Source organism: Bacillus sp. FSL P2-0099, assembly GCF_038007445.1.
GTDB classification, from domain to species: Bacteria; Bacillota; Bacilli; order Bacillales; family Bacillaceae_G; genus Bacillus_A; species Bacillus_A mycoides.
This window is the reverse complement of record NZ_JBBOXE010000001.1, coordinates 5,369,943-5,383,780: the sequence shown is the minus strand read 5'-3', so window position 1 is coordinate 5,383,780 and position 13,838 is coordinate 5,369,943. Positions and strand designations below refer to the sequence as shown.

At 35.8% G+C, this 13,838-nt stretch carries 16 protein-coding genes; 15 read left to right on the top strand and 1 reads right to left on the bottom strand.

Annotated features, from left to right (window positions below; all coding sequences use genetic code 11):
- The first annotated feature begins 563 nt into the window (after nucleotides 1-563).
- The 10 genes from rpmH to spo0J all read left to right on the top strand — a co-directional run bounded on the left by rpmH (nucleotide 564) and on the right by spo0J (nucleotide 9,620).
- Nucleotides 564-698, top strand: coding sequence for a 50S ribosomal protein L34 (gene rpmH, locus MKY90_RS27915; protein WP_000831901.1), 135 nt, complete (start codon nucleotides 564-566; stop codon nucleotides 696-698).
- A gap of 76 nt (nucleotides 699-774) precedes the next feature.
- Nucleotides 775-1,122, top strand: coding sequence for a ribonuclease P protein component (rnpA, locus tag MKY90_RS27910; protein WP_002089963.1), 348 nt, complete (start codon nucleotides 775-777; stop codon nucleotides 1,120-1,122).
- Nucleotides 1,123-1,174: 52 nt separating this feature from the next.
- Complete coding sequence (spoIIIJ, locus tag MKY90_RS27905; RefSeq protein ID WP_002016477.1) at nucleotides 1,175-1,942, top strand: YidC family membrane integrase SpoIIIJ; 768 nt, start codon at nucleotides 1,175-1,177, stop codon at nucleotides 1,940-1,942.
- Nucleotides 1,939-2,556, top strand: a complete 618-nt coding sequence (jag, locus tag MKY90_RS27900) for an RNA-binding cell elongation regulator Jag/EloR (RefSeq protein ID WP_002166368.1) — start codon at nucleotides 1,939-1,941, stop codon at nucleotides 2,554-2,556. The genes spoIIIJ and jag overlap by 4 nt, the downstream gene beginning before the upstream one ends.
- Nucleotides 2,557-2,783: 227 nt before the next feature.
- A complete protein-coding gene (gene mnmE, locus MKY90_RS27895) occupies nucleotides 2,784-4,160 on the top strand; it encodes a tRNA uridine-5-carboxymethylaminomethyl(34) synthesis GTPase MnmE (RefSeq protein WP_002034990.1) in 1,377 nt (458 codons plus the stop codon).
- Nucleotides 4,161-4,218: 58 nt separating this feature from the next.
- Complete coding sequence (mnmG, locus tag MKY90_RS27890; protein WP_002016474.1) at nucleotides 4,219-6,108, top strand: tRNA uridine-5-carboxymethylaminomethyl(34) synthesis enzyme MnmG; 1,890 nt, start codon at nucleotides 4,219-4,221, stop codon at nucleotides 6,106-6,108.
- Nucleotides 6,109-6,130: 22 nt separating this feature from the next.
- Nucleotides 6,131-6,850: a 16S rRNA (guanine(527)-N(7))-methyltransferase RsmG gene (gene rsmG / locus MKY90_RS27885; protein WP_063219293.1), complete on the top strand. Its 720-nt coding sequence runs from the start codon at nucleotides 6,131-6,133 to the stop codon at nucleotides 6,848-6,850.
- 105 nt (nucleotides 6,851-6,955) lie between these two features.
- Nucleotides 6,956-7,828, top strand: coding sequence for a nucleoid occlusion protein (gene noc / locus MKY90_RS27880; protein ID WP_098167816.1), 873 nt, complete (start codon nucleotides 6,956-6,958; stop codon nucleotides 7,826-7,828).
- A 186-nt stretch (nucleotides 7,829-8,014) separates the two neighbouring features.
- Complete coding sequence (gene soj, locus MKY90_RS27875; RefSeq protein WP_002016469.1) at nucleotides 8,015-8,776, top strand: sporulation initiation inhibitor protein Soj; 762 nt, start codon at nucleotides 8,015-8,017, stop codon at nucleotides 8,774-8,776.
- The gene (spo0J, locus tag MKY90_RS27870; protein ID WP_341093197.1) at nucleotides 8,769-9,620 is read left to right on the top strand and encodes a stage 0 sporulation protein Spo0J; all 852 of its coding nucleotides are present in this window, start codon (nucleotides 8,769-8,771) and stop codon (nucleotides 9,618-9,620) included. Before soj ends, spo0J begins: the two co-directional genes overlap by 8 nt.
- Before the next feature lie 20 nt (nucleotides 9,621-9,640).
- Here the strand turns inward: spo0J and yyaC are convergent, their stop codons facing one another.
- Nucleotides 9,641-10,237: a spore protease YyaC gene (gene yyaC, locus MKY90_RS27865; RefSeq protein WP_201034579.1), complete on the bottom strand. Its 597-nt coding sequence runs from the start codon at nucleotides 10,235-10,237 to the stop codon at nucleotides 9,641-9,643.
- A gap of 260 nt (nucleotides 10,238-10,497) precedes the next feature.
- On the opposite strand from yyaC, the gene MKY90_RS27860 reads away from it, so the two are divergent.
- From MKY90_RS27860 to ssb, 5 genes are all read left to right on the top strand, one after another.
- Entirely contained in the window at nucleotides 10,498-11,355 is an 858-nt protein-coding gene (locus tag MKY90_RS27860) for a mechanosensitive ion channel family protein (protein WP_002016466.1), read from the top strand.
- Between the two features lie 20 nt (nucleotides 11,356-11,375).
- The gene (locus tag MKY90_RS27855; RefSeq protein ID WP_000436054.1) at nucleotides 11,376-11,573 is read left to right on the top strand and encodes a DUF951 domain-containing protein; all 198 of its coding nucleotides are present in this window, start codon (nucleotides 11,376-11,378) and stop codon (nucleotides 11,571-11,573) included.
- Between the two features lie 115 nt (nucleotides 11,574-11,688).
- On the top strand, nucleotides 11,689-12,789 hold the full coding sequence (gene ychF / locus MKY90_RS27850) for a redox-regulated ATPase YchF (RefSeq protein ID WP_002089951.1): 1,101 nt from the start codon (nucleotides 11,689-11,691) through the stop codon (nucleotides 12,787-12,789).
- 191 nt (nucleotides 12,790-12,980) lie between these two features.
- Nucleotides 12,981-13,271: a 30S ribosomal protein S6 gene (gene rpsF, locus MKY90_RS27845; protein ID WP_001233782.1), complete on the top strand. Its 291-nt coding sequence runs from the start codon at nucleotides 12,981-12,983 to the stop codon at nucleotides 13,269-13,271.
- Between the two features lie 26 nt (nucleotides 13,272-13,297).
- Nucleotides 13,298-13,819 (top strand): single-stranded DNA-binding protein, encoded by a 522-nt coding sequence (gene ssb / locus MKY90_RS27840; protein WP_000981963.1) that lies wholly within the window; start codon nucleotides 13,298-13,300, stop codon nucleotides 13,817-13,819.
- Nucleotides 13,820-13,838: the final 19 nt, after the last annotated feature.

The window sequence follows — 13,838 nt, the reverse complement described above, 5'->3', positions numbered from 1 at the left end:
AGGTGTCCCTCCTTTACAAAGATGGTAAAAGAATAAGGTTGCGCAACAATTGTACAACCTGTAAATATTTCTAATGCATATTTATACGAAACGTATTTTAAAATATAAAAACGTCGTTAGTATCCGAGATAGAGTTTTCGACAAAATAACACATGTGGACAACTATTTACTCACATGTGATTTAAACTATCCACATGTTATACACAAATTGTGGATAAAATAAAGGTGTGGAAAACTTATTCAAAGTGAAAACACAACTATAATATCAAAAAAAAGCAGCTATAGCAATGAATTTAAGAAAGTTATCCACAAAATCAATACCTTGTGGAATAAACTTGTCCACAACACGATATACTGTGTAAAAGTAAAAAAAGAGTTTGTGGATACAAAAAAGAGAAAATATATTTATCCACAAGGAAATATAGGTACTGTGAAAAAGTTTGTGAATAGGTTAAAAATGAATATTTGATGAAAATTTCGAGAACCATTGACATTTTCCTATTTGATTTACTATAATTTATTAGACTGTCTTTAACAGATATTCCTCAGGGAGGTGTCATATAATGAAAAGAACTTACCAACCAAATAAACGTAAGCGCAGCAAAGTACATGGTTTCCGCAGCCGTATGAGCACAGCAAACGGACGTAAAGTGCTAGCAGCTCGTCGTCGTAAAGGAAGAAAAGTATTATCTGCGTAGACCACTGATCGTTCAGTGGTCTTTTTTTCTAATAATAATGAGTTTCCGCTGATGAAATACAGGAGTGTCAAATGATATGAAGAAAAAAAACCGTATAAAAAAGAATGATGAATTCCAGGCTGTTTTCCAAAAAGGACAATCGAATGCCAATCGCCAGTTTGTTGTATACAAATTAGATAAAGAAAAACAGCCGCATTTTCGCATTGGTCTTTCTGTTAGTAAGAAAATAGGCAATGCAGTAGTGCGTAATCGAATTAAGCGTATGATTCGCCAATCGATTATAGAATTAAAAGATGAGATAGATTCTGGAAAAGATTTTGTTATAATAGCAAGGAAGCCTTGTGCAGAGATGACATATGAAGAGTTAAAGAAAAGCTTAATTCATGTCTTTAAACGCTCTGGTATGAAAAGAATAAAAAAGTAGCGTAAGGAAATGAATTACACTATATACATACCGAAACAAGGAGGAGCAGGCTTTGAAAAAGAAAATAGGTTTATTAGCCATGGTTATTATGCTAATGGCAATTGCTACCGGCTGTAGTGAAACAAATCAACCGATTACACCGAAAAGCACTGGGATTTGGAATGAATATTTCGTATACCCGCTTTCTCAGTTAATCACGTATTTTGCAGAATTATTTGGTAGTAATTACGGTTTAGCAATCGTTGTTACAACTCTTATCATTCGTTTTGCATTATTACCATTAATGATTAAACAAACGAAGAGTACGAAAGCAATGCAGGCGTTACAACCAGAAATGGTGAAATTAAAAGAGAAATATAGTTCTAAAGATCAAGCAACACAGCAAAAACTACAACAAGAAATGATGCAGTTATATCAAAAGAATGGTGTAAACCCATTAGCAGGATGTTTACCAATATTTGTTCAGATGCCTATTTTATTCGCGTTTTATCATGCGATTATGAGAACAACAGCAATTAGTGAACATACATTTTTATGGTTCGATTTAGGACAGGCGGATCCGTTCTATATCCTTCCAATTGTTGCAGCTATTACGACGTTTATTCAGCAAAAGCTTGCAATGGCAGGAACGGCTGGACAAAATCCGCAAATGGCAATGATGATTTGGCTTATGCCAATTATGATTTTAGTCTTTGCAATTAACTTCCCAGCAGCACTATCATTGTACTGGGTAGTTGGTAATATCTTTGGTATCGCTCAAATGTATATGATCAAGGGGCCTGACATTAAGGCTAGTAAGGCAGGAGGATCAAGCAAGTGAGTATGATTACTGCTAAAGGACAAACAGTCGAGCTGGCAGTACAAGATGCTTTAAGACAATTAAATGCTTCGAAAGATCGAGTAGATATAAATATTATCGATGAGGGTAAGAGGGGGTTCCTAGGTTTATTTGGGAATCGCCCCGCTGTTGTAGAAGTTGTATTGAAAAAAGATCCAATCCAAGAATGTGAAGAATATTTAAAAAATGTTATTCAAAATATGGGTGTGGAAGTTGAGATTAGAAAAATTGTAAAAGGACGCGAAGTTGAATTTACAATTTCTGGTGAAAATATTGGTGTTTTAATTGGTAAAAGAGGGAATACGTTGAATTCTTTACAGTATTTAACAAAACTTGTTGCGAACCGTAATACAAAGCAATATATTGGTATTACACTGGATGCTGAAAACTATCGTAGTAAAAGAAAAAATACGTTAGAATCTCTTTCCTATCGATTAGCAAAACAAGTAGTGAGTACGAAAAAAAGAGTTGTTCTAGAACCAATGCCTTCTTTCGAACGAAAAATTATTCACCAAGCATTATCTAATCATCAAAATATCATTACAACTTCTGAAGGAAAAGAACCACATCGGTATGTTGTAATATCTTCCAAGTGACCGGTTACTCAATTGAGTGCCGGTTTTTTTGAGGAGAAAATAAATGTGGATAACTAAAAAACACTAAACTTATCCACTGTGAATAAGTTTAGTGTTTTTTACATAAGGACATAATAAAATGAGTTATTATTCTTTTGTAGATAGGTTCGTTATGGTATCCTAATAATTTAGTGACGGAAAAAATTCATGTTGAAATAGAGATAAATAAGCAAGTGAGGTGAAAGGACATGGAATTTGATACAATTGCCGCAATTTCCACAGCACTTGGGGAAGGTGCAATTGCCATTGTTCGAGTAAGTGGGGATGATGCGATTGAGAAAGTCGATCGTATTTTTAAAGGGAAGGATTTAACACAGGTTTCTTCTCATACAATTCATTATGGTCATATTGTCGATTTAGATACAAATCAAGTTATTGAAGAAGTTATGGTGTCCATTATGCGTGCACCAAGGACTTTTACGCGTGAAAATATAGTAGAAATTAACTGTCATGGTGGACTTGTTTCGGTAAATAAAGTATTACAGCTTATTTTAGCGCAAGGAGTACGACTGGCAGAGCCTGGTGAATTTACAAAACGTGCTTTTTTAAATGGACGTATTGATTTGTCACAAGCAGAAGCTGTTATGGACTTAATCCGTGCGAAAACAGATCGTGCTATGAATGTAGCGATTAACCAAATGGAAGGACGATTATCTAAATTAATCGGCCATCTGCGTCAAGAAATATTAGAAACATTAGCTCATATTGAAGTGAATATAGATTACCCAGAATATGATGATGTAGAAGAGATGACGCATAATATTTTAATTGAGAAAGCTACACATGTCCGTGCTGAAATTGCAAAGATATTAGAAACATCGAAGCAAGGAAAGATTTTACGTGAAGGCATTTCTACCGCGATTATCGGTAGACCTAACGTTGGGAAATCATCGCTATTAAATAGTCTTGTTCAGGAGAAAAAGGCAATTGTAACTGATATTGCAGGAACAACTCGTGATGTTATTGAAGAGTACGTTAATGTGCGTGGTGTACCACTTAAACTTATAGATACAGCCGGAATTCGTGAAACGGAAGATATTGTTGAACGAATTGGTGTAGAGCGTTCGAAGGAAATGATGAGCCAAGCAGACTTAGTGTTAATTGTAGTGAATTATAGCGAGGCTTTAACAAATGAAGATGAGGATCTATTCCGTGCCGTACAAGGAAAAGATTTCATTGTTATTGTAAATAAGACAGATTTACCGCAAGAAATTGATATGGAACGTGTTACAGATTTAGCGGTAGGAAATCGTGTTATTACAACATCTTTAATTGAGGAGCAAGGAATAGATGAGCTTGAAAAGGCGATAGCTGATTTATTCTTTGAAGGAACAATTGATTCTGCGGATATGACATACGTGTCTAATGCGAGACATATCGGATTATTAACACAAGCAGGAAGAACAATTAACGATGCAATTGAAGCGATAGAAAATGGTGTTCCGATTGATATGGTTCAAATTGATTTAACAAGAGCGTGGGAAATACTTGGTGAAATTACTGGTGATACTGTCCATGAAAGTTTAATTGACCAATTGTTCTCTCAATTTTGTTTAGGAAAATAAAGTAAAACTTTAATCAGAGATGATTTAGTAAGATAGAGGTTATTAGGAGGAATAAACAATGGGATACAATGCCGGTTCATATGATGTCATAGTAATCGGTGCAGGTCATGCAGGATGTGAAGCTGGTCTTGCGGCAGCACGAATGGGCTCAAAAACATTAATGTTAACAATTAACTTAGATATGGTAGCGTTCATGCCATGTAACCCTTCTGTTGGTGGACCAGCAAAAGGGATTGTTGTTCGTGAAATTGATGCATTAGGCGGAGAAATGGGACGCAATATTGATAAAACACATATTCAAATGCGTATGTTAAATACGGGTAAAGGACCAGCTGTACGCGCGCTTCGTGCACAAGCTGATAAATTCTCTTACCAGCATGAATTAAAGAAAACAATTGAAGAAACACCAAACTTAACGTTGTTTCAAGGTCTGGTAGAGCGTTTAATTATTGAAGATGGTGTATGTAAAGGGGTAATTACGCAAGCTGGTGCTGAATACACAGCGAAAACAGTTGTAATTACAACGGGAACATTTTTACGTGGTGAGATTATTATGGGCGATTTAAAATATTCAAGTGGTCCAAATAATCAGCAACCATCTATTACATTATCTGAACACTTAGAGGAACTTGGTTTTGATCTTGTTAGATTTAAAACAGGTACACCTCCGCGTGTAAACAGTAATACGATTGATTATAGTAAAACAGAAATTCAACCAGGTGATGATAAGCCACGTGCTTTCTCTTTTGAAACGACAAAATTTATTATGGATCAAATTCCATGTTGGTTAACGTATACAAGTACAGAAACACATCGTTTAATAGATGAAAACTTACATCGCTCAGCTATGTATTCTGGTATGATTAAAGGAACAGGGCCTAGATATTGTCCTTCAATTGAAGACAAGGTAGTAAGATTTAATGATAAACCACGTCATCAAATTTTCTTAGAGCCAGAAGGACGTAATACACAAGAAGTATATGTACAAGGCTTATCGACGAGCTTACCAGAAGATGTACAGCGTGCAATGCTTAGAACAATTCCTGGCCTGGAAAATGTTGAAATGATGCGTACGGGTTATGCAATTGAATATGATGCGATCGTACCAACTCAACTATGGCCAACACTTGAAACGAAAAAAATTAAAAATTTATATACAGCAGGACAAATTAACGGAACTTCTGGTTACGAAGAAGCAGCAGGACAAGGGCTTATGGCTGGGATTAATGCAGCGTGTCGTTCTTTAGGTAAAAAAGAAGTTATTTTAGGTCGTGCTGATGCTTATATTGGTGTCTTAATTGATGACCTTGTAACGAAAGGTACAAATGAACCATATCGTTTATTAACGTCTCGTGCAGAATATCGCCTATTATTACGCCATGATAATGCTGACCTTCGTTTAACTGAAGTTGGTCGTGAAATTGGCTTAATTAAAGAAGATCGCTATGAGCGATTTACAAATAAAAAGTTACAAATTGAACAGGAGAAGGAACGGTTAGAGAGTATTTTTATTAAACCGCGTCCTGAAGTTCAAGAATTAATTCGTAGTATTGGCGGAAGTGAATTGAAAGATGGAATACGTGCAAGTGACTTATTACGTCGTCCAGAGGTGACATATGAGCATATTCATCTTTTAGTACCAAGTGAAGTAGCATTAAGTGATGAAATTACGGAACAAGTTGAAATTCAGACCAAGTACGAAGGATATATCGAGAAATCTTTACAGCAAGTAGAACGTATGAAGAAAATGGAAAACAAAAAAATTCCTGTGGATATTGATTATGATGCGATTTCTAGCCTTGCCTCAGAAGCAAGACAGAAATTGAAAGATGTTCGTCCGCTTTCAATGGGGCAAGCTTCACGTATTTCTGGTGTAAATCCAGCTGATGTTTCAATTTTGCTTATTTACATTGAACAAGGAAAAATTGCACGAGTATCGAACCAATAACATAGTAAGGAGATATTGCTAGATGAACATAGAACAATTTCAATCTATGCTAGAAGAGAAGGGTATTTCCCTCTCTTCTAGACAGTTAGAGCAGTTCAGAATCTATTTTGAAACATTAGTAGAGTGGAATGAAAAAATGAACTTAACGGCTATTACGGAGAAAGAAGAAGTATACTTAAAACACTTTTTTGATTCTGTTACAGCGGCTTTTTATTATGATTTTTCGAAACCATTTTCTATTTGTGATGTTGGAGCTGGAGCTGGATTCCCAAGTATCCCTTTAAAAATCTGTTTCCCGCACTTAAAAGTAACAATTGTAGATTCATTACAAAAACGTATTAATTTCTTAAATCACTTAGCGCAAAAGTTAGAATTAAGTGATGTTGCATTTTGTCATGATCGTGCTGAAACATTTGGAAAAAAAGAAGGTGTACGTGAAGCATACGATATTGTAATGGCACGTGCAGTTGCACGTCTTTCTGTATTAAGTGAGCTATGTTTACCACTTGTAAAAGTAGGGGGAACATTCATTGCAATGAAAGGTGCAGCGGCGAACGAAGAAATCGAAAATGGCAAATATGCTTTAGAGGTACTTGGCGGAGAATTGAAAGAAATGTCTACGTTCCAATTACCGTTTGAAGAAAGCGAGCGTAATATTTTATTAATCGAGAAAAAGCGCAAGACACCAAAGAAATATCCACGCAAACCGGGAACGCCCAATAAATTACCTATTGAAAAATAAATCTTATTAGACGTAAGATTAAATTATATAAATGAAAACGTAAATGTTTCATAGGAAACATTTTATGTAGAGCAGTCAATAGGCCTAAAAGGTGGTGGAATATGTATGAAAAATACGTTTTCTCGTTTATTTGGCTTTGGAGATAAAGAGAGCGAATTCGAATTACAAGACGAAAGCCATGAAGAAATAGCTAAAAAGATATATGAAGAAATACAGGAAATTCCGATAGTAAACATTACCCCTAACCGTTATCAACCACGAACAGTTTTTGACGATGCACGTATTGAGGAGCTAGCATTAACGATTCGTACACATGGGCTTATCCAGCCGATTGTTGTGAGACAGTATGAGGATGATAAGTACGAGATTATTGCCGGGGAAAGGCGTTTCCGCGCAGCAACAAAGTTAGGGTGGGAAAAAGTTCCTGCAATAATAAAGAATTTAAATGATACTGAGACAGCTTCTGTAGCGTTAATTGAAAATTTGCAACGTGAGGAATTAACAGCAATTGAGGAAGCTGTGGCATATCAAAAGCTGATTGAGTTACATAATTTAACACAAGAAGCATTGGCACAACGACTTGGAAAAGGACAATCGACAGTCGCAAATAAATTGCGATTATTAAAATTGCCTGAAGAAATCAAAAGTGCATTATTAGAAAAAAGTATTACAGAACGGCATGCTCGCGCCCTTATTCCTTTAAAGAATGAGGAATTACAACTGAAGGTTTTACAAGAGATTGTGGAGAAGCAATTGAATGTAAAGCAAACAGAAGAACGAATTGCAAAGTTATTAGAAGAAGTAAAACCAAAGCGCAAAGCGAAGCAAAAAGCAGTAAGTCGAGATGCGAGAATTGCTATGAACACGATTAGACAATCATTACAAATGGTTGCTAATAGTGGTTTGAATGTTAATTCTGCGGAAGAAGAGTTTGATGAATACTATCAAATTACGATTAAAATTCCGAAGAAAAAATAATTACGTGCTAGAGACCTTATCCTATTGGAGAGGTCTCTTTTACTATATTTTCTTGTTAAAGCAAGAAGGAGTTTAGAAATAAATTTTGAAGTTTAATAAGGACGTAAAAGAAAAACTTTTATTTCATGTTACAATAAACGTAATTGTTTCTAGAATAAGAAAGAAAGGTTGAAAGTAGGTGACATCATGGGAAAAATCATTGCTATTGCTAATCAAAAAGGCGGTGTTGGAAAAACAACAACATCCGTTAATTTAGGGGCTGGATTGGCACAAGTAGGAAAAAAAGTCCTTCTCGTAGATATTGATGCTCAAGGAAATGCAACGACTGGTGTAGGGATTGAAAAGTCTGAATTAGATCAATGTATTTATAATGTTCTTGTAGAAGATGCAGATGTTCAAGGTGCCATACGGAAAACCGCAACTGAAAACTTAGATGTTCTACCCGCTACAATTCAATTGGCTGGTGCTGAAATTGAATTGGTACCAACCATTTCCCGGGAAGTACGCTTGCAAAGAGCGTTACAGCCAATTCGTGATGAATATGAGTATATTATTATTGACTGCCCCCCATCCTTAGGGTTATTAACGATTAATGCATTAACCGCAGCAGATTCTGTTATTATTCCTGTACAGTGTGAATATTACGCGCTGGAAGGGTTAAGTCAGCTATTAAATACAGTTCGACTTGTGCAAAAGCATTTAAATAAAAATTTAGCAATTCAAGGTGTATTGTTAACGATGTTGGATGCTCGTACAAATTTAGGAATTCAAGTTATAGATGAAGTGAAAAAATACTTTAGAGATAAAGTATATCGTTCGATTATTCCTCGTAATGTTCGCTTAAGTGAGGCACCAAGTCATGGAAAACCAATTATGCAGTATGACGCTAAATCAAGAGGAGCAGAAGTATATTTAGATTTAGCAGAGGAAGTGATTGCAGGTGGCTAAGGGATTAGGAAGAGGAATCAACGTGTTTTTTCCAGATTTAGATGTGAAAGAAGAAGAAACGATTCAGGAGATTATAGTAACTGAATTAAGGCCGAATCCATATCAACCACGTAAACATTTCAATAAAGAAGCGATTCAGGAATTAGCGGCTTCTATTAAAGAGCACGGTATATTGCAACCGTTAATTGCTCGAAAGAGTATTAAAGGATATGAAATAGTTGCAGGTGAAAGAAGATATCGTGCTGCTAAAGAGGCCGGACTTGAGAAAGTGCCTGCTGTCGTAAGGCAATTAAATGAGCAGCAAATGATGGAATTTGCTTTGCTTGAAAACTTACAACGAGAAGATTTAAATCCTATGGAAGAGGCAATGGCATATCAGATGTTAATGAACGAGCTAAATGTAACACAAGAACAATTAGCAAAACGTCTTGGTAAAAGCAGGCCTTATATCGCAAATTATACTCGTTTGTTAAGCCTCCCTTCATTCGTTCAAGATATGATTGCAAACGGTCAACTTTCAATGGCTCATGGGAGAACTTTACTTACAATAAAAGATGAAGAACAGTTGAAATCTTTATTGAAGCGAATTGAAAAAGAAGGACTGAACGTTCGCCAATTGGAACAAATTGTCCAGGAAATTAATCAACGTGTTTCACGTGAAACACAAAAAGTGAAAAAAGAAAGAAATATATTTTTTGTAGAGCGCGAAACGTTTTTAAGAGAAAAGTTTGGTACGGATGTAAAAATTAAAGAAACGAAAAAAGAAAAAGGTAAAATCGAAATCGAATTTTTTAATAAAGAAGATTTAAATCGAATTTTAGAATTATTATCAAAGGGAAATTAAAAAGCAAACCATCTTATTGTTTATAGATGGTTTGCTTTTTTTAATGCAGATAATTTTTGATCGGTTTCTTTTATACTTTGTGCAATTACATCGGCCATCTTCATGACTAAACTTAGTCTTGTATTTTGAAGTACGAAAAACTCCATGAAACCATTTAAATTTACGATGCCATGAATATGCAAATCACCAATTTCAGGTAATTTCTTATTCATCGCAGCTCCAGGTTTACTGGGGCCCTTTCCGGTAGTTATAGAACCGATACTTTGAGATTTTCCTAAACATGCATCAACAGCAATAATAAATGAAGTAGGGTTTTCTTTCTGTATATTCTGAATTTTTCCCTCTAGATTTAGTGCATGTATTGGTTCGTCTAGTGTGCCGAATACTTGAAGGTTTTTGATTTCAATTTGTTCTAGTTTAGTACCAACTAATGGACCAAGTGCATCACCGGTGGAACGGTCTGTTCCGATACAAACGAGAATGAGTGGCATATTAGTCTTAATGGGAATATGGGAAAGTAAGAAATTACTGATTGTCTCAGAGGCTTCTAAGTCATGATGCATAACATTTTGAGTTTCTTTTTCAAAAAAAGGTAAGCGAAAACTTCTAATATTCATGAAGCACCCATCCTTTTAATAAATTTTCACAATATGTTATATGGTGTGTGAAATGGAAAATTATAAGTGCATACTTTCTACAAACTGTGAATGAAAATGGAAATAATAGTACTAGTATATATATATTCGTTTCATTTTATACCTGAATGGAAGTTAACAAATGGAATTAAAATCATAAATTTTTTTCAGAAATCAGAGAGAGTTCTGATACAATAATAAGGATAACTAAAAAGAAATTTTAGCTAGAGAGGTAGAGGGACATGGATTTAGCGTTGAAATGGTTTGAGTCCATTGATTGGACGAATATAGGTGTGAAGTCACTAAAAATAATCGTTATTTTAATACTTGGTGCAATCGTTGTGCGAGTTGCAAGGGCAATTGTACGAAATGCGTTTCGTATGGGAAGCCGTTCGCCGATTCAAATTTCAGAACGTCGTACAGTTACGGTAGCGAAGTTGCTTGAAAATATTGTGGCATACGTTGTTATGTTCATTATGTTAATTGCGATTTTAGGTGTGTTTGATATTAATGCATCAGGTCTATTAGCCGGTGCTGGGGTAATTGGTTTAGCAGTCGGTTTTGGTGCACAAAGTTTAGTTAAAGATGTTATTACAGGATTATTTATTTTGTTAGAGGATCAATTTTCAGTAGGTGATTATGTAAGAATAGGGCAATTTGAAGGAACTGTTTTGGAAATTGGACTACGTACAACGAAGATGAAAAGCTGGACAGGTGAAATTCATATAATACCAAATGGTAGTATTGTACAAGTAACGAACTTTTCCGTTAGTAATAGTGTAGCATTTGTTGATGTATCTATTTCTTATGAAAGTGATATAGTACGAGCGGAGCAAGTTATTGAAGATTTATTAGTAGAATTACCAGGAAAATATGAGAAAATGGTAACAACACCTCAATTGCTAGGTGTTCAAACATTGGCAGCGTCTGAAGTTGTATTACGTGTTATTGCTGAAGTTGAGCCGATGCAGCATGCAGTTATTGCGAGGGCTCTTCGCAAAGAGATTAAAAATCGTCTTGATTTACATGGGATTGAAATTCCATACCCACGTATGGTTTTATATAGTCGCGAAGAATTAGTTAGTGAAAAAGCAATTTAATAGTGGGAGGGATTTAGAGAATGGAGCAAAAGCAATATAACTTGTACGATGTTGTGGAAATGAAGAAAGCCCATCCATGTGGTGAAAATCGCTGGAAGATTATTCGTATGGGAATGGATATCCGCGTTAAGTGCGAGGGGTGTGACCATTCGGTAATGATTCCTCGAAGAGAGTTTGATCGCAAGGTGAAAAAAATACTTGTGAAGCACGAAGAATAGTGAGAAAGCAACAGCTGCAGTAGACAGCTGTTGCTTTTTTTCATTTGGTGGAAACTTGTCATTTTTTTCGTTACTATCTATAATGATGAAAGATTGAGACATAGGAGTGAAAAACATGGGATTAACGGCTGGGATTGTTGGATTACCTAACGTAGGTAAGTCCACTTTATTTAATGCAATTACACAAGCAGGAGCAGAATCTGCGAACTATCCATTCTGTACAATCGATCCAAACGTAGGGATTGTAGAAGTACCAGATGAGCGTTTAAATAAATTAACGGAATTAGTAGAACCGAAAAAAACTGTTCCGACTGTATTTGAATTTACTGATATTGCAGGTATCGTAAAAGGTGCGAGTAAAGGTGAAGGGTTAGGAAATAAATTCTTATCTCACATTCGTCAAGTAGATGCAATTTGCCAAGTTGTTCGTTGTTTTGAAGATGAAAATATTACGCACGTTTCAGGAAAAGTAGATCCAATTGATGACATTGAAACAATTAACTTAGAACTAATCTTAGCGGATTTGGAATCTGTTGATAAGCGTATCGAACGAGTTGCGAAGTTAGCAAGACAAAAAGATAAAGAAGCTGTATATGAGCATGAAATTTTAGTTCGTTTAAAAGAAGCTTTTGAAGAGGGAAAACCAGCTCGTACTGTTGAATTTACAGAAGAGCAAATGAAGATTGTTAAAGGCCTTCATTTACTTACAACGAAAGAAATGCTATACGTAGCAAACGTAAGTGAAGATGATATTATGGATCCTTCTGACAATAAATATGTACAAATGGTAAAAGAATTTGCAGCAAATGAAAATTCTCAAGTAATCGTTGTATGTGCAAAAATCGAAGAAGAAATCGCTGAGCTAGACGAGGAAGAGAAAAAAGTATTCCTTGAAGAACTAGGCATTGAAGAATCTGGTTTAGATCAATTAATTCGTGCTGCATACGATTTATTAGGACTTGCTACTTACTTCACAGCTGGTGTGCAAGAAGTACGTGCATGGACGTTTAAACAAGGTATGAAGGCACCACAATGTGCTGGCGTAATTCATACAGACTTTGAGCGTGGATTTATTCGCGCAGAAACAGTTTCTTATGATGATTTAATGACAAACGGTTCTATGACAGCTGCAAAAGAAGCTGGAAAAGTACGTTTAGAAGGAAAAGAGTATATCGTAAAAGACGGAGATGTTATGCACTTCCGCTTCAACGTTTAATTTAATATTTCCTAGGAAAAATAAAGATATGAGCTTGGCAAATATATTATGTGTTTGCCAAGTTTTTTACGTATTGGTGAGTTGATTCATATAACTTACTATGATATAATCTAAACTCGTGAGTAATTACTATAAATTAATTGCTCCTTGCCCATTATGGGCCGTTTAGACCAAAAGGAGGTGAAAGTGTAATGAGAAAGTACGAAATTATGTACATCATTCGTCCTGGCGTTGAAGAAGAAGCTCAAAAAGCTTTAGTTGAACGTTTTGCAGGTGTTTTAACAAACAATGGTGCAGAAATCATTAACACGAAAGAGTGGGGTAAGCGTCGTTTAGCTTACGAAATCAACGACTTACGTGAAGGTTTCTACATGATCTTAAACGTGAACTCTAACTCAGAGGCGATTAACGAATTCGACCGTTTAGCTAAGATCAACGAAGATATCCTTCGTCATATCGTTGTTAAAGAAGAAGAAAAATAATTGATATATAAGGGAGAGTGGTTCGATTGATGAATCGTGTTATCCTCGTTGGTCGTTTAACTAAGGACCCTGACTTACGTTACACGCCCAATGGTGTTGCAGTAGCTACTTTTACGTTAGCTGTGAATCGCGCATTTGCGAATCAACAAGGTGAGCGTGAAGCTGACTTTATTAATTGTGTAATATGGCGTAAACAAGCAGAAAACGTGGCAAATTATTTGAAAAAAGGTAGCTTAGCAGGCGTAGACGGACGTCTTCAAACTCGTAATTACGATGGACAAGATGGTAAACGTGTATATGTAACAGAAGTTCTTGCGGAGAGCGTACAATTTTTAGAGCCGCGTAATGGCGGTGGGGAGCAACGTGGTTCATTCAATCAGCAACCATCAGGAGCTGGTTTCGGTAACCAAAGCTCTAACCCATTTGGTCAATCTAGTAATTCAGGTAACCAAGGTAATCAAGGTAACTCTGGATTTACGAAGAATGACGATCCATTTTCGAATGTTGGTCAACCGATTGACATTTCGGACGACGATTTACCATTTTAATGGTGTGAATCGGCTATTT

Excerpts from the sequence above, each read along its gene's own strand:
- rpsF (WP_001233782.1), top strand. The coding sequence starts at position 12,981 with ATGAGAAAGTACGAAATTATGTACATCATTCGTCCTGGCGTTGAAGAA.
- MKY90_RS27855 (WP_000436054.1), top strand. The coding sequence starts at position 11,376 with ATGGAGCAAAAGCAATATAACTTGTACGATGTTGTGGAAATGAAGAAA.
- rnpA (WP_002089963.1), top strand. The coding sequence starts at position 775 with ATGAAGAAAAAAAACCGTATAAAAAAGAATGATGAATTCCAGGCTGTT.
- mnmG (WP_002016474.1), top strand. The coding sequence starts at position 4,219 with ATGGGATACAATGCCGGTTCATATGATGTCATAGTAATCGGTGCAGGT.
- MKY90_RS27860 (WP_002016466.1), top strand. The coding sequence starts at position 10,498 with ATGGATTTAGCGTTGAAATGGTTTGAGTCCATTGATTGGACGAATATA.
- noc (WP_098167816.1), top strand. The coding sequence starts at position 6,956 with ATGAAAAATACGTTTTCTCGTTTATTTGGCTTTGGAGATAAAGAGAGC.
- yyaC (WP_201034579.1), bottom strand. The coding sequence starts at position 10,237 with ATGAATATTAGAAGTTTTCGCTTACCTTTTTTTGAAAAAGAAACTCAA.
- mnmE (WP_002034990.1), top strand. The coding sequence starts at position 2,784 with ATGGAATTTGATACAATTGCCGCAATTTCCACAGCACTTGGGGAAGGT.
- rpmH (WP_000831901.1), top strand. The coding sequence starts at position 564 with ATGAAAAGAACTTACCAACCAAATAAACGTAAGCGCAGCAAAGTACAT.
- rsmG (WP_063219293.1), top strand. The coding sequence starts at position 6,131 with ATGAACATAGAACAATTTCAATCTATGCTAGAAGAGAAGGGTATTTCC.
- soj (WP_002016469.1), top strand. The coding sequence starts at position 8,015 with ATGGGAAAAATCATTGCTATTGCTAATCAAAAAGGCGGTGTTGGAAAA.
- ychF (WP_002089951.1), top strand. The coding sequence starts at position 11,689 with ATGGGATTAACGGCTGGGATTGTTGGATTACCTAACGTAGGTAAGTCC.